This window comes from Pseudomonas citronellolis (assembly GCF_900112375.1).
In the GTDB taxonomy this organism is placed as follows: Bacteria; Pseudomonadota; Gammaproteobacteria; order Pseudomonadales; family Pseudomonadaceae; genus Pseudomonas; species Pseudomonas citronellolis.
In genome coordinates this window covers 26633-48154 of sequence record NZ_FOLS01000039.1, presented here as the reverse complement: position 1 = coordinate 48154, position 21522 = coordinate 26633, and the positions used below count along the sequence as shown (strand labels likewise).

General features: G+C 70.3%; 6 protein-coding genes. 2 read left to right on the top strand and 4 right to left on the bottom strand.

Going from position 1 to position 21522, the window contains the following annotated elements:
- Positions 1-21: 21 nt before the first annotated feature.
- From BM060_RS28030 to BM060_RS28015, 4 genes are read right to left on the bottom strand one after another with little or no spacing between them, the layout of a single operon-like run.
- Entirely contained in the window at positions 22-591 is a 570-nt protein-coding gene (locus tag BM060_RS28030; RefSeq protein WP_074985174.1) for a DUF6162 family protein, read from the bottom strand.
- Positions 588-920, bottom strand: coding sequence for a hypothetical protein (locus tag BM060_RS28025; protein ID WP_283939431.1), 333 nt, complete (start codon positions 918-920; stop codon positions 588-590). The genes BM060_RS28030 and BM060_RS28025 overlap by 4 nt, the downstream gene beginning before the upstream one ends.
- The gene (locus BM060_RS28020) at positions 917-1456 is read right to left on the bottom strand and encodes a PA2404 family protein (RefSeq protein WP_074985171.1); all 540 of its coding nucleotides are present in this window, start codon (positions 1454-1456) and stop codon (positions 917-919) included. The genes BM060_RS28025 and BM060_RS28020 overlap by 4 nt, the downstream gene beginning before the upstream one ends.
- Positions 1453-2640, bottom strand: coding sequence for a PepSY-associated TM helix domain-containing protein (locus BM060_RS28015; protein WP_074985169.1), 1188 nt, complete (start codon positions 2638-2640; stop codon positions 1453-1455). Before BM060_RS28015 ends, BM060_RS28020 begins: the two co-directional genes overlap by 4 nt.
- A 278-nt stretch (positions 2641-2918) precedes the next feature.
- Here BM060_RS28015 and BM060_RS28010 point away from each other — a divergent pair, with 278 nt between their 5' ends.
- Together BM060_RS28010 and BM060_RS33430 are read left to right on the top strand one after the other, a co-directional pair.
- Complete coding sequence (locus tag BM060_RS28010) at positions 2919-15305, top strand: non-ribosomal peptide synthetase (RefSeq protein ID WP_074985167.1); 12387 nt, start codon at positions 2919-2921, stop codon at positions 15303-15305.
- Positions 15305-21522 (top strand): non-ribosomal peptide synthetase (locus BM060_RS33430; protein WP_256257874.1); only part of this gene is annotated, 6218 nt, incomplete at its 3' end. The genes BM060_RS28010 and BM060_RS33430, both read left to right, overlap by 1 nt.

The window sequence follows — 21522 nt, the reverse complement described above, 5'->3', positions numbered from 1 at the left end:
CTTCTGTGGAGTCGCTGTGGGTCAATGGCGGTGTTGGCGGGTCACCCCGGCGTCGAACTGGCTGATTACCTGCCGCCAGCCGTCGGCGACCAGCGCCTCGGCGTTCGCCGGTGCCTGCTCTGGCGCTGGCTGCGCGCGGCTAAGCCAGACTTCGGGCTCGCCCTGCGCCGGCAGCAGCAGGAGGAAGGAGCCGATCCCCCCTGCCTGGGCGCTGCGTCCCAGGTAGCGCAGCCCGGCGGCATCGTCGGCCAGACCCCAGGCGTGGCCGCCACGGCTGGCCGCGGCAGCGTCCCGGGTGAACGGTGGGAAGCCCTCGGCGGCCAGTTCGGCGGGGCTTGGCGCGGCGCCCGCTTCGGCCAGGCGGGCCTGGATTTCTTCGGCGGCCACCTGCAGGTCGGCGTAGATACCCTGCTCGGCGGCATTCAGGTCACGCCGCGCGTCCAGCTGGTGCGCGACGGGTGCGGTGGTCGCGTGGCGTTCCTGGCGCAGGGCGATGGCGGTGGCGGCAAGCAGAACGATCAGCAGCGCGCCGAGCAGCACGTAGAGGGTTTCATGGCCGGCACCGGCCGGGCGAACGATCTGTACGCTCATGGCGTTGGAATGTCGGCGTGGTCGATTTCCACCACGTGCCCGGGGCCGGCGTCGAACAGCACGTAGAACTCGCCCTCGGGGCGCTCGAAGGTGAGGGTGGAGTCTTCGCCGAGCTTGCCCGGCACCAGGATGCGCTCGTCGTAGCCGATCACGTCGAGGGTCACCCCCGGGGCGCCGCTGCCGTCGGAAAAACCGCCCTTGCAGCGGATCTTGCCGGCGTCCACGCCTTCGCATTCGCAAACGGGGTTGTGCGCTTGGGCGGTACCGGCCAGTCCAAGCAGTAGGGCCGCCAGTGCCAGACGGCGCAGGCGAGTGGAAGCGGCGATCATGGTTTTCCTCGTTGTTTCAGCCAGGCCAGGGTGGCCGGAGAGGCGACGGAGAGCGGCACGGCGGCCTGGTGCACCGAGCCGTCCCAGCCCTCCAGGGTGATCCACAGTTCGGCATCGCTGCCGGTGCGCGGCGGGATCGGCAGCGAGGCGCCCATTCGGTAGGGCGAGCCGAAGAAGATTGCGCCGGCAGTGCGCAGGCTGCGTGGCTTGCCTACGCGCAGGTAGGCCGCGCGCACCTGGGGAATGCATGCGGCGCAGAGCGCTGCGTTGAACTCCTTGAGGTAGCCGGCCGGGCCCTCGTTGTGCGGGGCGGCATCGTGCAGCTCGGCCAGGCGCAGGCTCCAGGGGCCGACCTGGAACTCGCCGAACTCGCGCTCGCCGAGGCCGCTGGTGCCGCGGAACAGCGCCACGTCGGCGAAGTAGCGCGGCATGAAGGCCAGCGGCACCAGCACCAGCAGCACGTTGAGATGGAAGCGCCAACGCAGCCACAGGCTCCGCAGCGGCGAGGCGACCGGCAATGTGGCGGGTTTGTTCATGGCCGGCCCTCCAGCGCCTGGTCCATCGGCGCCGGCCCGGGCGGGCGCGGTGCCCGGCGCTGGCGCTTGACCAGCGCGGCGGTGGCCTGGGCGGTGCGCTTGCTCCAGATCAGCAGGCCGCTGAGCACCATCAGGCTGAGGATCAGGCCGAACACGAACCACACCAGCTTCAGCCAGATGCCGCCGAAGTCGCCGGTGTGCAGCGGGCGCATCGACTCGGTGACGAACTCCAGCGCGCTGCGGTCGCTGAGCAGGTGGGTGGACTCGATGCGCCCGGTGTAGGGGTTGACCGCCACCGTCTGGTACATCAGTGGGTACCAGCCGCGGCCCTCGACGTAGATCGGGCTGTAGGCGTTGGATGGCAGGGCCACGTCGCTGGCCTGAAGGCTCGGTACGCTTCGCTGGGCGATGCGCACCGCCTCGTCGAGGCTAAGCGGCGGGGCGGTTTCGCCCTGCGGCACGTCGGCTCGGGCGATTACCGGCGGCACTCCCTGGGTGGACAGGGTGACGTGGTTGTCGGCCAGCAGCGCCTGGATCAGGAACCAGGTGCCGGTGATGGAAATGACCGCGATGAACCAGATCGACCAGATGCCACCCAGCCGGTGCAGGTCGCCCCAGAAGATCCGCGCGCCCTGATTCAGGCGCAGGCGCGGGTTGAGGAAGCCGCGCCAGAAGCGCTTGTAGACCACCAGCCCGGTGACCAGCGAGGCGAGCATCGGCAGGCCCAGCACCGAGACCAGGTACCAGCCCCAGCTGTAGCCGTGGTTGAACGGCACCAGCCACCAGCCGTGCAGGGCGCGAGTGAACTGGCGGAAGTCAAAGTTCGTGCTTTGCCCCTGGATCGTCCCGCTGTAGGGGTTGACGTACAGGCTGGCGCGCGAGCCGTCGGGGAAGCTGACCCGGGCGGTGAGGGCGAAATGGTTCTCCTGCGGGAAGTTCAGCGTCTCCACGCGGATCTCCGGCTGCTGCCGGGCGATCGCCGCCAGTAACTGGTCGAAGCTGAGTTCCTGGGCGTCGGCGCTGGGCATGCTGGCGCGCACCTCCGGCTTGGCCAGCCAGACGAGTTCCTGGCTGACCACCGCCAGGGTGCCGGTCAGGCACACCAGCAGGACGAAGAACCAGATGGGCAGGGCCAACCAGCTGTGGACGAGGAACCAGAGTCTTGAACGGGACTTCTTTGCCATGGGGGTTCTGCAGGCTTTCGCTGGGGCTCATGGGCGGCATCGGTGGCTGCGCGCAATGCTCGTTATTCGGGTGAAACGAGGTGCTGCGCGGGGAATTTAGGGGTAGATGCAAAAAACTTTTGTCTTGCATAAGTCGCTGATAGTTCGGGGAAATCCCACTGGTCGCAAGACCCGCTCCTGCCTCTCTCGCAGGGTAATTTTCCCCGTACCTGGTCCGTTCCCCCTTGAGTCCACTCGAGCCCAAGGCGCTCGCTGCCCACGTGCACGGAAGAGAACCGATGAACGCAGACCACTCCCTGAAACTCGCCCGCCGCTTTATCGAGCTGCCCCCGGAAAAACGTCGGATGTTCCTCGACAGCCTGGGCGCCGAGGGAGTCGACTTCTCGCTGTTCCCGATTCCGGCCGGGGTGGAGAGCGCCGAGCGCAAGCGGCCTTCCTACGCCCAGCAGCGCATGTGGCTGCTCTGGCAGCTGGACCCGCACAGCGGCGCCTACAACCTGCCCGGCGCCGTGCGCCTGCAAGGGGCGTTGGACCGCCAGGCCCTGGAGCGCGCCTTCGCCAGCCTGGTGGAGCGCCACGAGACCCTGCGCAGCGTCTTCGTCGCGGATGCGGACGGCACCCCGTTGCTGGCGCCCATGCCCGGCGAGCTGCAGGTGGCCTACGAGGACTTCAGCGCCCTGGCCGCGGATGAACGGGAAGCGCGCGTGCGCGAGGAAGCCCAGCGCGAGTCGCTGCAGAGCTTCGACCTGGGCCGCGGCCCGCTGCTGCGGGTGCGCCTGATCCGCCTGGGCGAGCAGGAACACGTGCTGCTGCTGACGCTGCACCACATCGTCTCCGACGGCTGGTCGATGAACCTGCTGATCGAGGAATTCGGCCGTTTCTACAGCGCCTATGCCGAGGGCCGTGAAGCGCAGTTGTCGGCGCTGCCGGTACAGTACGCCGACTACGCCCTGTGGCAGCGCAGCTGGCTGGAGGCCGGCGAACAGGAGCGCCAGCTGGACTACTGGCGCAAGCAGCTCGGCGAGCGTCACCCGGTGCTGGAACTTCCGGCCGACCACCCGCGCCCGGCCCAGGCCAGCTACCGCGGCGCCCGCTACGAATTCGCCGTGGAACCGGCCCTGGCCGAAGCGCTGCGCGCCGCCGCGCGGCAACAGGGGCTGACGCTGTTCATGCTGCTGCTGGGCGGCTTCGACGTGCTGCTGCAGCGCTACAGCGGTGAGGGCGACCTGCGCGTCGGCGCGCCCATCGCCAACCGCAACCGCGCCGAGGTGGAAGGGCTGATCGGCCTGTTCGTCAACACCCAGGTGCTGCGCGCGGTATTCGACGCGCAGACGCCGGTGCAGGGCCTGCTGGCCCAGGTGCGCGACAGCGTGCTGGGCGCCCAGGCCCACCAGGACCTGCCGTTCGAACGCCTGCTGGAGGCCTTCCAGGTGGAGCGCAGTCTCAGCCACAGCCCGCTGTTCCAGGTGATGTACAACCATCAGCCGCAGGTGGCCGACATCGAGGCCCTGGACGACGTGGCCGGCCTGCGCCTGAGCCGCCTGGACTGGCAGAGCCGCACCACCCAGTTCGACCTTTCCCTGGACACCTACGAAAAGGGCGGCCGCCTGTACGCCGCGCTGACCTACGCCACCGACCTGTTCGAGCCGGCGACCATCGAGCGCATGGCGCGGCACTGGCAGAACCTGCTGCGGGCGATGATCGACGACCCGCAGCGCGCGGTCGGCGAGCTGCCGATGCTGGATGTCGGCGAGCGCGAACTGATCCTGCAGCAGTGGAACGCCACGGCCACGGAGTACCCGCTGCAACGCGGCGTGCACCAGCTGTTCGAGGAACAGGCCGAGCGCTACCCGGATGCACCGGCGCTGGCCTTCGGCGAGCAACGCCTGAGCTATGCGGAACTGAACCGCCGGGCCAACCAGCTTGCCCACTTGTTGAAAGCGCATGGCGTCGGCCCGGACAGCCTGGTGGGCATCGCGGTGGAGCGCTCCATCGAGATGGTCGTCGGCCTGATGGCCATCCTCAAGGCTGGCGGCGCCTACGTGCCGCTGGACCCGGAATACCCCGCCGAGCGCCTGGCCTACATGCTGGAAGACAGCGGCGTGAAGCTGCTGCTGAGCCAGTCGCACCTCGATCTGCCGCTGGCCGAGGGCGTGCAGCGTATCGATCTGGATCAGGACGGCGATTGGCTGGAAGGCTACAGCGAGGCCAATCCCGCTGTGGTTCTGGACGGCGAAAACCTCGCCTACGTGATCTACACCTCCGGCTCCACCGGCAAGCCCAAGGGCGCCGGAAACCGCCATCGCGCATTGACCAACCGTCTGTGCTGGATGCAGGAAGCCTATGGCCTGGACGCCGGCGATGCCGTGCTGCAGAAGACGCCATTCAGCTTCGACGTCTCGGTCTGGGAATTCTTCTGGCCGCTGATGACCGGCGCGCGCCTGGTGGTCGCAGCACCGGGCGATCACCGCGACCCGGCGAAGCTGGTGGAGCTGATCAACCGCGAAGGCGTCACCACGCTGCACTTCGTGCCTTCGATGCTGCAGGCCTTCCTGCAGGACGCCGCAGTCACCAGTTGCTCCAGCCTGAAACGCATCATCTGCAGCGGCGAGGCGCTGCCGGTGGATGCCCAGCAACAGGTCTTCGCCAAGCTGCCGCAAGCCGGCCTGTACAACCTCTACGGCCCTACCGAGGCCGCCATCGACGTCACCCACTGGACCTGTGTGGAGGAGGGCAAGGACGCCGTCCCGATCGGCCAGCCCATCGCCAACCTGGGCTGCCATATCCTCGACGGCAATCTGGAACCCGTACCGGTAGGCGTGCTGGGCGAGCTGTATCTGGCCGGTGAAGGCCTGGCCCGCGGCTACCACCAGCGCCCGGCGCTGACCGCCGAACGCTTCGTCGCCAGCCCCTTCGCGGCTGGCGAGCGCATGTACCGCACCGGCGACCTGGCCCGCTACCGCGTCGACGGCGTGATCGAGTACGCCGGCCGCATCGACCACCAGGTGAAGCTGCGCGGCCTGCGCATCGAACTGGGCGAGATCGAGGCGCGCCTGCTGGAACACGAATCGGTGCGCGAAGCGGCGGTGCTGGCCGTGGACGGCAAGCAACTGGTCGGCTACGTCGTGCTCGATGCCGAGCAGGACGACTGGCGCGAAACCCTGGCCGCGCACCTGGCCAGCAGCCTGCCGGAATACATGGTCCCGGCGCAGTGGCTTGTTCTGGAACAGATGCCCCTGAGCCCCAACGGCAAGCTCGACCGCAAGGCCCTGCCCAAGCCCGACGTGACCGTGGCCCAGACCGACTACGTGGCACCGCGCAACGAGGTGGAGCAGCGCCTGGCGGCCATCTGGCAGGACCTGCTGGGCATTCCCCAGGTCGGCCTGGACGACAACTTCTTCGCCCTGGGCGGCGATTCCATCATCGCCATCCAGGTGGTCAGCCGGGCGCGCCAGGCGGGGCTGCAGCTGAGCCCGCGCGACCTGTTCCAGCACCAGAGCGTGCGCGGCCTGGCCCAGGTCGCCCAGCCCCTGGCGGCTACTCCGGTGGAACAGGCACCAGCCCATGGCGAGGCGGAATTGGCGCCGGTGCAGCATTGGTTCTTCGAGCAGGCCATCCCCGAACGCCAGCACTGGAACCAGTCGCTGCTGCTGCAGGCCCGCCAGCCGCTGGACGGCGAGCGCCTGGAGCGCGCGCTGCTGCGCCTGCTGGCGCACCACGACGCCCTGCGCCTGCGCTTCCGCCAGGAAGACGGTGCCTGGCATCAGGCCTATGCCGAACAGGCCGAAAACCCACTGTGGCGCCGCCAGGCCGCTTCGCCCGAGGCGCTGGCCGCGCTCTGCGAAGAAGCCCAGCGCAGCCTGGACCTGCAACAGGGCCCGCTGCTGCGCGCGCTGCTGGTGGACGTGGCCGACGGCGGCCAGCGCCTGCTGCTGGTGATCCACCATCTGGTGGTGGACGGTGTGTCCTGGCGCATCCTGCTGGAAGACCTGCAGCACCTGTACGCACAGCCGGACGCCGAGCTGCCGCCGCGCAGCAGCGCCTACCAGGCCTGGACCCGCCAGTTGCAGGATCAGGCCCGACAACGCCAAGGCGAACTGGCCTACTGGCAGGCACAACTGGCCGACGCCCCGCGCACGCTGCCATGCGACAACCCGCAAGGCGCGCTGGAAAACCGCCACGAACGCAAGCTAGCCCTGACCCTGGACGCCGAGCGCACCCGCCAATTGCTGCAGGAAGCCCCGGCGGCCTACCGCACCCAGGTCAACGACCTGCTGCTGACCGCCCTGGCCCGGGTGATCTGCCGCTGGAGCGGCGAGGCCAGCGTGCTGGTGCAACTGGAAGGCCACGGCCGCGAGGACCTGGGCGGCGGGCTGGACCTGAGCCGCAGCGTCGGCTGGTTCACCAGCCTGTTCCCGCTGCGCCTGGCCCCGGCCGCCGACCTCGGCGCCTCGATCAAGGCAATCAAGGAACAACTGCGCGGCGTGCCGGACAAGGGCGTCGGCTACGGCCTGCTGCGCTACCTGGCCGGCGCCGAAAGTGCCCAGACCCTGGCGGCGCTGCCGCAGCCGCGCATCACCTTCAACTACCTGGGCCAGTTCGACCGCCAGTTCGACGAAAGCGCGCTGTTGGTACCGGCCGCGGAAAGCGCCGGCCAGGCCCAGGACCCGCGCGCGCCGCTGGCCAACTGGCTGAGCATCGAAGGCCAGGTCTACGGCGGCGAGCTGAACCTGAGCTGGGCGTTCAGCCAGGAGATGTTCGCAGCGGCCAGCGTGCAGCGCCTGGTGGACGACTACGCGCGCGAGCTGCAAGCGCTCATCGACCACTGCCGCGACCCGCGCCACGTCGGGGCGACGCCCTCGGACTTCCCCCTGGCGGGCCTGGACCAGGCGCAACTGGACCGCTTGCCGCTGGCACTCGGGGAAATCGACGACCTCTATCCACTATCGCCGATGCAGCAGGGCATGCTGTTCCACAGCCTCTACGAGCAGGACAGCGAGCAGTACGTCAACCAATTGCGCCTGGACATCGAGGTGCTGGATCCGCAGCGCTTCCGCCAGGCCTGGCAGGCTACCCTGGATGCCCACGACATCCTGCGTACCGGTTTCCTCAGCGAGGGCGACCTGGCGCAGCCGCTGCAGGCGGTGCTGCGCCACGTCGAACTGCCGTTCGAGACACTGGACTGGCGCGGCCGCGCCGATTGCGCCGTGGTCCTCGACCGGCTCGCCGAGCAGGAACGCCAGCGCGGTTTCGACCTGCGCCAGCCGCCGCTGATGCGCCTGCAACTGGTGCGTTGCGACGAGCAGCGCTACCACCTCGTGCACACCTACCACCACATCCTGCTGGACGGCTGGAGCAATGCGCAGCTGCTCGGCGAAGTGCTGGAGCGCTACGCCGGGCGTGCCCCGGGCGGCAGCCCCGGGCGCTTCCGCGACTACATCGGCTGGCTGCAGGCGCAGGACAAGGCCGCCAGCGAGGCTTTCTGGAAAGGCCAGTTGGCCGAGCTGCAGGAGCCGACCCGCCTGGCCCAGGCCGCGGCGCCGCAGCCGCGCGCCGGCGAGGCCGGCATGCGCAGCCTGCAATGGACCCTGGAGCCGGCGCATACCGAGCGCCTGAAACGCTTCGCCGTGGGTCACCAGGTGACTCTCAACAGCCTGCTGCAGGCAGCCTGGGCGCTGCTGCTGCAGCGCTACAGCGGCCAGGACTGCGTGGCCTTCGGCGCCACGGTCGCCGGCCGCCCGGCGCAGCTGCCGGGCATCGAGCGGCAGATCGGGCTGTTCATCAACACCCTGCCGGTGGTCGGCAGTCCGGCGCCGCAGCTGACGGTGGCGGCCTGGCTGCGGGCGGTACAGGCGCAGAACCTGGCGCTGCGCGAGCAGGAACACACGCCGCTGGTGGACATCCAGCGCTGGGCCGGCCTGGGCGGCGAGGCGCTGTTCGACAGCCTGCTGGTGTTCGAGAACTATCCGGTGGCCGAGGTGCTGGCGCGCGGCGCCGGCGAGGGCCCGCGTTTCGGCGCCCTGGCCAGCCACGAGCAGACCAACTACCCGCTGACCGTTGCCCTGGGCCTGGGCGCCGGCCTCAGCCTGCACTACAGCTACGACAGCGCGCTGTTCAGCGAGGAGGGCGTGACGCGCCTGCACCGCCACTGGCTGAACCTGATCGAGGCGTTCATCGCCGACCCGCAGCAGCCGCTGGGGTGCATCGGCCTGCTCGATGCCGACGAGCAGCGGCAGCTCCGTGCGCTCTGGGACCGGACCGGCGCCGGCTACCCGCGCCAGCGCCTGGTGCACCAGCTGGTGGCCGACCAGGCGCGGCGCACGCCGCAGGCCACCGCGCTGCTGTTCGGCGACAGCAGCCTCAGCTTTGCTGAGCTGGACCGTCGCGCCAACCGCCTGGCCCACTCGCTGATCGCCCGTGGCGTCGGCCCCGAGGCGCGGGTGGCCATCGCCCTGCCACGCAGCCTGGAAAGTGTGGTGGCCTTCCTCGGCGTGCTCAAGGCCGGCGGAGCCTACGTGCCGCTGGACATCGAGTATCCCCGCGAACGCCTGCTGTACATGATGCAGGACAGCCGCGCGCAGCTGCTGCTCAGCGACAGCCGCCTGCTGCCGCGCCTGCCGCTACCCGAAGGGCTGACCAGCCTGGCCCTGGACCGCGACCTCGACTGGCACGCCGGCCCCGACCACGAACCGCAGACGGACCTGGCCGGCGGCAACCTGGCCTATGTCATCTACACCTCCGGTTCCACCGGCCTGCCCAAGGGCGTGGCGGTGGAGCACGGGCCGCTGGCCGCGCACATCCTGGCCAACGGCGAGCGCTACGAAATGACCCCGGACGACTGCGAGATGCACTTCATGTCGTTCGCCTTCGACGGCGCCCACGAGGGTTGGATGCACCCGCTGGTGTACGGCGCGCGGGTGCTGGTGCGCGAGGACGAGCTGTGGCTGCCGGAACAGGCCTACGAGAAGCTGCGCCACTACGGGGTGACGGTGGCCGTGTTCCCGCCGGTGTATATGCAGCAACTGGCCGAGCACGCCGAGCGCGTCGGCAATCCGCCGCCGGTGCGCATCTACTGCTGCGGCGGAGACGCGGTGGCCCAGACCAGCTACGACCTGGCCTGGCGTGCGCTGCAACCGAAGTACCTGTTCAACGGCTACGGTCCGACCGAGACGGTGGTCACCCCGCTGCTCTGGAAAGCGCGCCGCGGCGACCCCTGTGGCGCCGCCTACATGCCCATCGGCGAGCTGATCGGCAATCGTTGCGGCTACATCCTCGACCCGCAGCTCAACCCGCTGCCTATCGGCGTGGCGGGCGAGCTGTACCTGGGCGGCGAGGCCGTGGCCCGCGGCTACCTGGAGCGCCCGGCGCTGACCGCCGAGCGTTTCGTCCCGGACCCCTTCGGCGCCCCCGGCAGCCGCCTGTACCGCAGTGGCGACCTGACCCGTGGCCGCGCCGACGGCGTGGTCGACTACCTCGGCCGGGTCGATCACCAGGTGAAGATCCGAGGCTTCCGCATCGAGCTGGGCGAGATCGAGGCACGCCTGCGCGAGCTGCCGACGGTGCGCGAGGCGGTGGTGGTGGCCCAGAGCGGCGGTAGCGGCATGCAACTGGTCGGCTACGTGGTGCCGCAGGATGCCGCCCTGGCGGCGCCGGGCGATACCCAGGCGGCCTGCCGTACGGCGCTGCGAGAGGCCCTGCGGGAGCGGCTGCCGGAATACATGCTGCCGGCGCACCTGCTTTTCCTCGAGCGCATGCCGCTGACGCCCAACGGCAAGCTCGACCGCAAGGGCCTGCCAGTGCCCGTCGCGCAGGAGCAACAGGGCGCCTACGTGGCCCCGCGCAACGAACTGGAAAAACGCCTGGCGGCGATCTGGGCCGATGTCCTGGGGTTGCCGCAGGTGGGCGTGGACGACAACTTCTTCGAGATCGGCGGCGACTCGATCGTCTCCCTGCAACTGGTCAGCCGCGCGCGCCAGGCCGGCATCCACTTCACCCCCAAGGCGCTGTTCCAGGCGCAGAGCATTGCCGAGCTGGCACCGCTGGCCAGCCTCGGTGGCGCCGTCGGCATCGACCAGGGGCCGGTGCGCGGTGCCACGCCGCTGCTGCCGGTGCAGCGGGCGTTCTTCGCCGAGGCCATCCCTGAGCGCCACTGGTGGAACCAGTCGGTGCTGCTGGAGGTGCGTGAGCGCCTCGATGCCGGAGCGCTGGAACGCGCTCTGCAGGCCGTGGTGGAGCACCATGACGCACTGCGTCTGAACTTCCGCGAGGAACAGGGCAACTGGCGCGCCGAGCACCAGGCCGAGGTGGCCCAGGGGCTGCTGCGCCAGGTCGAGATGGCCGGCGACGAGGTGTTGCGCCGGCACGCCGAGGCCGCCCAGCGCAGCCTGGACCTGGCCCAGGGGCCGTTGCTGCGTGCGCTGCTGGCCACTCAGGCGGACGGCAGCCAGCGCCTGCTGCTGGTGATCCACCACCTGGTGGTGGATGGGGTGTCCTGGCGCGTGCTCTTCGAGGACCTGCAAGGCGCCTACCGCCAGGCCAAGGCCGGGCAGGCGATCGTCCTGCCAGCCAAGACCAGCGCCTTCAAGCACTGGGCCGAGCGCCTGCAGGCCCATGCCGCCAGCGGCGCGTTGGAGGCCGAGCGCGGCTACTGGCTGGAACAGCTGCGTGGCCTTGACCTTGCCTTGCCCGGCGCCAACCCCGAGGGCGATCAGACCAACCGCCATGCCCGTTCGGTACACACCGAGCTGGATGCCGAGGCCACCCGTCGTCTGTTGCAGGAAGCGCCGGCGGCCTACCGCACCCAGGTCAACGACCTGCTGCTGACCGCGCTGGCGCGGGTGATCTGCCGCTGGACCGGGCAGCCCGAAACCGCCGTGCTGCTCGAAGGCCACGGCCGCGAGACACTGTTCGACGACATCGACCTGAGCCGCACGGTCGGTTGGTTCACCAGCGTCTTCCCGCTGCGCCTGAGCCCGGCGGGTGAGCCGGGCGAAGCGCTCAAGCGCGTCAAGGAACAACTGCGCGCGGTGCCGAACAAGGGGCTCGGCTTCGGCCTGCTGCGCCATCGCGAGGGCGAGATCGAGCTGGCCGGGCTGGCGCAGCCGCGCATCACCTTCAACTACCTGGGCCAGTTCGACGCCAGCTTTGCCGCCGCCCAGGACGCGCTCTTCGTGCCCAGCGGCGAGGCCGCCGGCGCCGACCAGAGCCCCGACGCGCCCATGGCCAACTGGCTGGCGCTCAACGGCCGGGTCTATGGCGGGCAGTTGCGCATCGACTGGAGCTTCAGCGGCGAGCGCTTCGCCGAGGCCGACATCCAGGCCCTGGCCGACGCCTACGCCGAGGAACTGCGCGTGCTGCTGGCGCACTGCTGCGCGGCGCCGGGGCAGGGCGCCACGCCCTCTGACTTCCCCCTGGCACACCTGCGGCAGGAGCAGCTGGATCACCTGCCGTTGGCCCTCGGCGAAATCGACGACCTCTACCCGCTGTCGCCGATGCAGCAGGGCATGCTGTTCCACAGCCTGTACCGGCAGGACGCCGGCGACTACATCAACCAGCTGCGCCTGGACGTGGAGGGCCTGGACCCGCAGCGCTTCCACCAGGCCTGGCAGGCCGTGCTGGACGCCCACGACAGCCTGCGCACCGGCTTCCTCTGGCAGGGCAGCGAGGTGCCGCTGCAATTTGTCCGCCGCCATGTCGAGATGCCCTGCAGCCTGGTCGACTGGCGCGGTCGCGCGGACCTCACCGAGGCCCTCGACGGCTTGGCCGCCGCCGAGCGCGAGCAGGGCTTCGACCTCGGTCGCGCCCCACTGCTGCGCCTGGCGTTGGTGCGCAGCGGCGAACATGCCTGGCACCTGATCTACACCAATCACCACATCCTCATGGACGGCTGGAGCAACGCGCACCTGCTCGGCGAGGTGCTGCAGCGCTACCACGGCGCCGAGCCGCGGCGCCCGGCGGGACGCTACCGTGACTACATCGCCTGGCTGCAGGCGCGTGACGCGCAGCGCGATGAAGCCTTCTGGCGCGAACAGCTACGTCCGCTGGAGGAGCCCACCCGACTGGCCCGCGCCCTGGTTGCCGGCGAGCTGGGTGGCAGCGGCCACGCCGAGTTCCGCTGCGAGCTGGATGCCGAGCGGACCCGCGACCTGGCCGAGTTCGCCCGGGCCCAGAAAGTCACTCTCAACACCCTGGTGCAGGCCGCCTGGCTGCTCCTGTTACAGCGTTGCAGCGGCCAGGCCACGGTGGCCTTCGGCGCCACCGTGGCGGGTCGACCGGCAGACTTGCGCGGTGTCGAGGAACAGGTCGGGCTGTTCATCAACACCCTGCCGGTGATCGCCAGCCCGCGCGCCGAGCAGCCCCTCGGGCAGTGGCTGCAGCAGGTGCAGGAGCAGAACCTGGCCTTGCGCGAGCACGAGCACACGCCACTGTACGACATCCAGCGCTGGGCCGGGCAGGGCGGCGAGGCGCTGTTCGACAACATCCTGGTGTTCGAGAACTACCCGGTGGCCGCCGTGCTCCAGGAACAGGCCAGCGAAGGCCTGACCTTCGGCGCCATGGCCAGCCACGAGCAGACCAACTACCCGTTGAGCCTGGGCGTCAACGCTGGCAGCACCCTGGAGCTGCAGTACGGCTACGACCGTGCGCACTTCACCGCGGCCGCCATCGAGCGCCTGGACCGTCAACTGACGCACCTGCTGGCGCAGATGCCGGCGCTTGGCGCGCAGGCCGCGCTGGGCGAGTTCGAACTCATCGAGGGCGAACAACGCCAGCGCCTGCTGCGCGACTGGGCGTACAACCCCGGGCGCTACGCCGACGAGCGCGACGTCGAACTGCGCTTCGCCGAGCAGGCCGCGTGCCAGCCGACGGCCTGCGCGCTGCTGTTCGATGGCCGCGAACTCAGCTATGGCGAGCTGAACGCCCGCGCCAACCGCCTGGCGCACCGCCTCATCGAGGCTGGTGTCGGCCCCGACGTGCTGGTGGGCGTGGCCATGGAGCGTGGCCTGGAGCTGGTGGTGGCATTGCTGGCGGTGCTCAAGGCCGGCGGCGCCTACGTGCCGCTGGACCCGGACTATCCGGCCGAGCGCCTGGGCTACATGATCCAGGACAGCGGCCTGCGCCTGCTGCTGGGCCAGGCCGAGTTGCTGGCCGGCCTGGCGCTGCCGGCATCGCTGGCGTGCCTGGCGCTGGACGACGAGGCCACCTGGGCCGCCCACCCGGCCCATGACCCGGCGCCGCGCGCGCAGCCGGCCAACCTCGCCTACGTGATGTTCACCTCCGGCTCCAGCGGTCGGCCCAAGGGCGTGGCCATCAGCCGCCAGGCCCTGGCCCGCCACGTCGAAGTGGCGGCGGACTTCTACGGCATCGACCGTGAGGACCGCATGCTGCAGTTTTCCAGCTTCAGCTTCGACGCCTTCGTCGAGCAGCTCTACCCGCCACTGGCCCGGGGCGCCTCGGTGGTGCTGCGCGACGCACAGGTGTGGGACAGCGAGACGCTGTATCGGCAGATCCTCGACCTGGGCATCACCACCTTGTACCTCACTGCGGCGTACTGGGGCATGCTCGCCCGCGACTTCGCCGCGCGCGGCCCTCGCGACTATGGGCGCCTGCGCCAGGTCCACAGCGGCGGCGAGGCCATGCCGCCGGAAGGCCTGGCGGCCTGGCGCGCAGCCGGGCTGCAGCACGTGCGCCTGCTCAACACCTACGGCCCCACCGAGGCCACGGTCACGGTCACCAGTCTGGACTGCGCCGCCTACCTGAACGGCGCCGCCGCGCTGCCGGCCAGTCTGCCGATCGGCCGCACCCTGCCCGGGCGCGCCCTGTACGTGCTCGACGGCGCCGGCCAGCCGGTGGCCGAAGGCGTGGTGGGCGAACTGGCGGTGGGCGGCGAACTGCTCGCCCGCGGCTACCACGGCCGCCCGGGGCTGACCGCCGAGCGCTTCGTGCCCGATCCGTTCGGCGCTCCCGGCCGGCGCCTGTACCGCACCGGCGACCTGGCGCGCTGGAGCGCCGACGGCGTGCTGGAGTACCTCGGCCGCGCCGACCAACAGGTGAAGATCCGCGGCTACCGCATCGAGCCGGGTGAGATCGAGGCCTGCCTGGGCGAACACCCGGCCCTGGCCCGGGCCCTGGTACTGGCGCTACCCGCAGCCGGCGGCCTGCAGCTGGTGGCCTACGCGGTGCCGCGCGCGTGGCCCGGCGACACCGAGGACCTGCGCACCCGCCTGGCCGCGCACCTGCGCGAGCGCCTGCCGGAATACATGCTGCCGGCGCACCTGATGTTGCTGGAGCGGCTGCCGCTGGCGCCCAGCGGCAAGGTCGAGCGCAAGGCCCTGCCGTTGCCCGATGCCAGCACCCGCCAAGAAGACTACGTGGCTCCGCAGGGCGAGCTGGAGAACCAGGTCGCGGCCATCTGGTGCGAGGTCCTGGGGCTCGAGCGCGTGGGCCGCGACGACCACTTCTTCGAACTGGGCGGCCATTCGCTGCTGGCGGTCGGCGTGGTCTCGCGCCTGCAGCTGGAGCTGGGGCTGAAGCTCACCCCGCAGTTGCTGTTCCAGTTCCCCACCCTGGCCGTCTTCGTCGAGCAGCTGCAAGGCGCCGGCGAACAGGTCGACACATCGAAACTGAACAAGCTGGAAGCCCTGCTTGACGAAATGGAGGAAGCTTGATGGATATGAATGTCGCCCTGAGGATCGCCAGGCGCTTCATCACCCTGCCGCTCGACAAGCGCAAGGCCTACCTGCAGAAGATGCTGGAAGAGGGCGTCTCGCCGGCGAACCTGCCGATTCCCGAGGTGGCCTCGGCGTTCGACAGCCTGCCGCTGTCCTACGCCCAGGAACGCCAGTGGTTCCTCTGGCAGATGGAGCCGGACAGCCCGGCCTACAACATCCCCTCGGCGCTACGCCTGCGCGGCGAGCTGGACCTTGAGGCGCTGCGCGCCGCGCTGGCCGGCGTGGTGAGCCGGCACCAGGCATTGCGCACGCTGTTCGTCGAGGATGAGGAGCAGGACCACGCACGCCAGCTGATCCTCGCCGAGTCGTCGGTGGACCTGCCGGTGAGCGAGGTGGGCGTGGGCGACGTGGCCATGGCCATTGCCGCTTTTGTTGAAAACGAGACGCGTCAGCCCTTCGATTTGCGCAAGGGCCCACTGCTGCGCGCACGTCTGCTGCGCCTGGCGGCGGATGATCACGTGCTGACACTGACCCTGCACCACGCGGCGGCCGATGGCTGGTCCATGGGCGTGCTGGTGGAAGAGCTCATCGCCCTCTACGCTGCCCACCGCCAGGGCGGTACGGCGAATCTGGCGGACCTGCCGATCCAATATGCCGACTACGCCATCTGGCAGCGTCACTGGCTGGAAGCCGGCGAGCGCGAGCGCCAGCTGGCCTACTGGCAGGCCCGGCTGGGCGGCGTGCAACCGGTGCTGGAACTGCCCTGCGACCGACCGCGCCCGCCGCGCCAGAGCTACCGTGGCGCGCGTAGCGCAGTGCAGCTGCCGGCCGAACTGAGCGAGGCGCTCAAGGCTTTGGCGCGGCGCGAGGACGTCACTCTGTTCATGCTCCTGCTGGCATCGTTCCAGGCCCTGCTGCAGCGCTACAGCGGCCAGCGCGACATCCGTGTCGGGGTCCCGGTGGCCAACCGCAACCGGGTGGAGACCGAACGGCTGATCGGCTTCTTCGTCAACACCCAGGTGCTGCGCGCCGAGGTGGATCCGCAACGCAGCTTCCGCGAGCTGTTGCAGCAGGTGCGGCGCGTGGCGGTGGAGGCCCAGGCCCACCAGGACCTGCCTTTCGAGCAACTGGTGGAGGCGCTGCAGCCGGAGCGCAGCCTCGGCCACAGCCCGCTGTTCCAGGTGATGTACAACCACCAGGGCGTCGCCGGCCATGGCGCGCGCCTGGCCGATCTGCCGGGGCTGGTGGTGGAGCAGTTGTCGTGGGAGGCGCCCGGCGCGCCCTTCGACCTGAGCCTGGAAACCTACGAGACGGCGCAGGGTATCCGCGCCGAGTTCACCTACGCCCTGGACCTGTTCGACGCCGCCAGCGTCGAGCGCCTGGGCCGCCACTGGAGCAACCTGCTGCAGGCGCTGGTGCGCGACCCGCAGCAGCGCCTGGGCGAACTGCCGATGCTCGATGCGGACGAGCGCCAGGCCCTGCTGCTCCAGTGCAACCCGGCGCCGGTCGGGTTCCCCGCCGAGTTGGGCGTGCACCAGCTGTTCGAGCGCCAGGCCGCGCTGACCCCCCACGAGCCGGCGCTGCTGTTCGGCGAGGCACGCCTGAGCTACGCGGAACTCAATGCCCGGGCCAACCGCCTGGCGCACCTTCTGCGCGAGCGTGGCGTGGGCGCCGAGCAATTGGTGGGCATCGCCCTGGAGCGCGGCGTAGCCATGGTGGTGAGCCTGCTGGCGGTGCTCAAGGCCGGCGGCGCCTACGTGCCGCTGGACCCGCGCTACCCCGCCGATCGCCTGCGCTATATGGTGCAGGACAGCGGCCTGGCATTGCTGCTGACGCAGCAGCAGGTACTTGAACAGCTCGCCCTCGAGCAGCCTTGCGCGGCCCTGCTGCTGGACGACCTGGACGCGCTGCTGCAGGATCGCGCCGATGGCGACCTGGCGCCAGTGGCCGGGGCACAGAACCTCGCCTACGTGATCTATACCTCCGGCTCCACCGGCAAGCCCAAGGGCGTGATGCTACGGCATGCCGCGCTGGCCAACTTCGTCGCCAGCATGGCCCGCCAACCCGGCGTGGCGGCGGGCGACCGGTTGCTGTCGCTGACCACCTTCTCCTTCGACATCTTCGGCCTGGAACTCTACGTGCCGCTGGCCCGGGGCGCCTGCGTGGTGCTGGCCGCCAGCGACGCCGCGCAGGACCCCGAAGCACTGCTCGACCTGGTGCAGCGCCACGCCGTGAACGTGATGCAGGCCACCCCGGCGACCTGGCGCATGCTGCTGGACAGCGAGCGTGCGCCGCTGCTGCACGGCTGCCGCCTGCTCTGCGGCGGCGAAGCGCTGCCCGAGGAGCTGGCGCAACGCCTGTTGCAACAGGCGCCAGAGTTGTGGAACCTCTACGGCCCCACCGAGACCACCATCTGGTCGGCGCAGTACCGTGTGCCGGCCCAGGGCCGCCCGTACCTGGGGGCACCCATCGACAATACCGGCCTGTACATCCTCGATGAGTTTCTGGAGCCTTGCGCGCCAGGCGTCGCCGGCGAACTGCTGATCGGCGGTGAGGGGCTGGCGCGCGGCTATCTCCAGCGCCCGGCGCTCACCGCCGAACGCTTCGTGGCCAGCCCCTTCGGGCTGGGCGAACGCCTGTACCGCACCGGTGACCTGGCGCGCTACCGCGCCGACGGAGTGATCGAGTACCTGGGTCGCATCGACCACCAGGTGAAGATCCGCGGCTTCCGCATCGAGCTGGGCGAGATCGAGGCGCACCTGTTGCAACAGGACGCCGTGCACGCCGCTGTGGTGGTGGCCCAGCCCGGCCCCGGCGGCGCTCAACTGGTGGCCTATCTGGTGCCGGCGGCCGGACACAAGGCCGATGCCCTGCCGGCGCTGCGCGAGCAGCTCAGGCAAGCCCTGCTGGCCGGCCTGCCGGACTACATGGTGCCGGCGCAGTGGGTGTTCCTGGCCGAACTGCCGCTGACCCCCAACGGCAAGGTCGACCGCAAGGCCCTGCCGCAACCCGAGGCGGTTCTGGCGCAGGCTGCCTTCAGCGCCCCGCTGGGCGAGCTGGAGGAGACCCTGGCGGCGATCTGGAGCGAACTGCTGGGCGTGCAGCGCATCGGCCGTGAAGACCACTTCTTCGACCTCGGCGGGCACTCCCTGCTGGTGGCCCAGGTGGTCTCACGGGTGCGCCGCCGCCTGGGCGTCCAGGCGCCGCTGCGGCTGCTGTTCGAACAGCCGACCCTGGCCGGCTTCGCTGCCGCCCTGGGCGGGCTGGCGCCGCAGGCCGAAGCGCGCATCCCGCGGCGCAGCGGCGAGGCTGCAGCGCTGTCGTTCGCCCAGGAGCGCCAGTGGTTCCTCTGGCAGCTGGAGCCGGACAACCCGGCCTACAACATCCCCCTGGCGCTGCGCCTGCGCGGCGAGCTGGACGTGGCGGCGCTGCAGGCGGCGCTGGACGACCTGCTGCTGCGCCACGAAAGCCTGCGCAGCACCTTCGATGAGGTCGGCGGCGAGCCGCGCCAACTGATCCACCCGCGGCTGGCGCTGGCCATCGAGCAGCGCAAGCTGGCGCCGGGCACGGACGAGGTGGCGCTGCGCGCCCTGGTCGAAGCGGAGGCGCACCGGCCCTTCGACCTGCGCAACGGCCCCTTGCTGCGTGTCCTGCTGCTGGAAAGCCAGGCCGAGGACCGGGTGCTGGTCCTCACCCTGCAACACATAGTCGCCGACGGTTGGTCGCTGCAGGTGCTGGTCGAGGAGTTGCTGCAGGCCTATGCCGCGCGCAGCGCCGGGCAGGCGCCGAGGTTCGCCGAGCTGCCGATCCAGTATGCCGACTACGCCGCCTGGCAGCGCCAGTGGCTGGCCGCCGGCGAGGGCGAGCGCCAGTTGACCTACTGGCGCGAGCGCCTGGGCGGCGAGCAGCCGCTGCTGGAGCTGCCCGGCGACCGCCCGCGGCCGAGCCAGCGCAGCCAGCGTGGCAGACGCTTGCGCATCGCCCTGCCGGCCGGGCTGGAACAGGCCCTTGGGCAATTGGCGCAGGCCGAGGGCAGCACCTTGTTCATGCTCCTGCTGGCCTCGTTCCAGGCCCTGCTGCACCGCTACAGCGGCCAGGCGGACATCCGCGTCGGCGTGCCCATCGCCAACCGCAACCGCCTGGAGACCGAAGGGCTGATCGGCTTCTTCGTCAACACCCAGGTACTGCGCGCCGAAGTCGACCCGCAAACAAGCTTCCGCAGCCTTCTGGGGCAGGTGCGGCAGGCTGTGGTCGAGGCCCAGGGCCATCAGGACCTGCCCTTCGAGCAACTGGTGGACGCCTTGCAGCCGGAGCGCAGCCTTGGCCATGCGCCGCTGTTCCAGGTGCTGTACAACCACCAGCGCGAGCACCACAGCGGCGCGCGCAGCGTGGGACCGGCCGGGCTGCGCATCGAGGACATGGTCTGGGAGGTGCGGACCGCCAAGTTCGACCTGACCTTGGACACCTGCGAGACCGCCCAGGGCCTGAGCGCCGAGCTGACCTACGCCTGCGACCTGTTCGATGCCGCCAGCGCCGAGCGCATCGGCGCGCACTGGGTCAACCTGCTGCAGGCCATGGTGGCACACCCGGAGGCGCGCATCGGCGAGCTGGAACTGCTCGACGCGGCCGAGCGTGACGCCGTGCTGCGGGCCTGGAACCCGGACCTGCGCAGTTTCCCGGTGGAGGAATGCCTGCATCAGGGCATCGCCCGCCAGGCCGCGTTGCGCCCGCAGGCGGTGGCGGTGACCTTGCAGGGCCGGGCCCTGAGCTATGGCGAGCTTAACGCCCGGGCCAACCGCCTGGCGCATCGGCTGATCGAGGCCGGTGTGGGCCCGGACGTGCTGGTGGGGCTGGCCGTGGAACGCAGCCTGGAGATGGTCGTCGGCCTGCTGGCGATCCTCAAGGCCGGCGGCGCCTACGTGCCGCTGGACCCGCGCTACCCGCAGGACCGCCTGGCCTACATGATCGAGGACAGCGCCATCGGCATGCTGCTGACCCAGGCTGAGGTGCAGGGGCAACTGCCCGCGGCGCCCGGTGTGCAGACCCTGCTGCTGGAGGGCGGCGCCGACTGGCTGGCGGGCTACCCGGAAAGCGACCCGGCCAATCGCGCCACGGTCGATAACCTGGCCTACGTGATCTACACCTCCGGCTCCACCGGCAAGCCGAAGGGCACCTTGCTGCCGCACCGCAATGTGCTGCGTCTGTTCGAAGCCACCAACCACTGGTTCGGCTTCGGCGAGGACGATGCCTGGACGCTGTTCCACTCCTATGCCTTCGACTTCTCGGTGTGGGAAATCTTTGGTGCGCTGCTGTACGGCGGCAAGCTGGTCATCGTGCCGCACGAAATCAGTCGCTCGCCGGAGGACTTCCTGGCGCTGCTGTGCCGCGAGCGCGTCACCGTGCTGAACCAGACGCCTTCGGCGTTCAAGCAGCTGCAACAGGTGGCGTGCGACCCGGCGCGGGAGATCGACCTGGCGCTGCGCCATGTGGTGTTCGGCGGCGAGGCGCTGGAAGTCACTGCGCTGCGTCCCTGGTTCGAACGCTTCGGCGACCAGGCGCCGCGCCTGATCAACATGTACGGCATCACCGAGACCACGGTGCACGTCACCTACCGGCCGATCACCCTGGCCGATCTGGAGGGCGGTGCCGCCAGCCCCATCGGCGAGCCCATCCCGGACCTGTCGTGGTACCTGCTGGATGCCCAGCTGGAGCCGGTGGCGCCGGGCTGCATCGGCGAACTCTACGTCGGTGGCGCCGGCCTGGCGCGGGGCTACCTGAATCGTGCGGACCTGAGCAGTACGCGCTTCGTGGCCGACCCGTTCTCCGGCGAGGGTGGGCGCCTGTACCGCACCGGCGACCTGGCGCGTTTCCGTCGCGATGGGGTGATCGAGTACATCGGCCGCATCGATCACCAGGTGAAGATTCGTGGTTTCCGCATCGAGCTGGGCGAGATCGAGGCGCGCCTGCTGGAGCAACCGCAGGTGCGCGAGGTGGCAGTACTGCCCCACGAAGGGCCGGGCGGTACGCAACTGGTGGCCTACATAGTCCCCAGTCGAGAATGCGAAGGCTTGCGCGACGAACTGCGCGCGGCGCTCAAGGCGGTCCTGCCGGAACACATGGTGCCGACGCACCTGCTGTTCCTCGGTAGCCTGCCGCTGACCGCCAACGGCAAGCTGGACCGCCGCGCGCTGCCGGCGCCGGACGCCAGCCAGGC

What these genes read in the sequence shown, in the direction of transcription:
- BM060_RS28030 (WP_074985174.1), bottom strand. Translation starts at nt 591, where the DNA reads ATGAGCGTACAGATCGTTCGCCCGGCCGGTGCCGGCCATGAAACCCTC.
- BM060_RS28025 (WP_283939431.1), bottom strand. Translation starts at nt 920, where the DNA reads ATGATCGCCGCTTCCACTCGCCTGCGCCGTCTGGCACTGGCGGCCCTA.
- BM060_RS28020 (WP_074985171.1), bottom strand. Translation starts at nt 1,456, where the DNA reads ATGAACAAACCCGCCACATTGCCGGTCGCCTCGCCGCTGCGGAGCCTG.
- BM060_RS28015 (WP_074985169.1), bottom strand. Translation starts at nt 2,640, where the DNA reads ATGGCAAAGAAGTCCCGTTCAAGACTCTGGTTCCTCGTCCACAGCTGG.
- BM060_RS28010 (WP_074985167.1), top strand. Translation starts at nt 2,919, where the DNA reads ATGAACGCAGACCACTCCCTGAAACTCGCCCGCCGCTTTATCGAGCTG.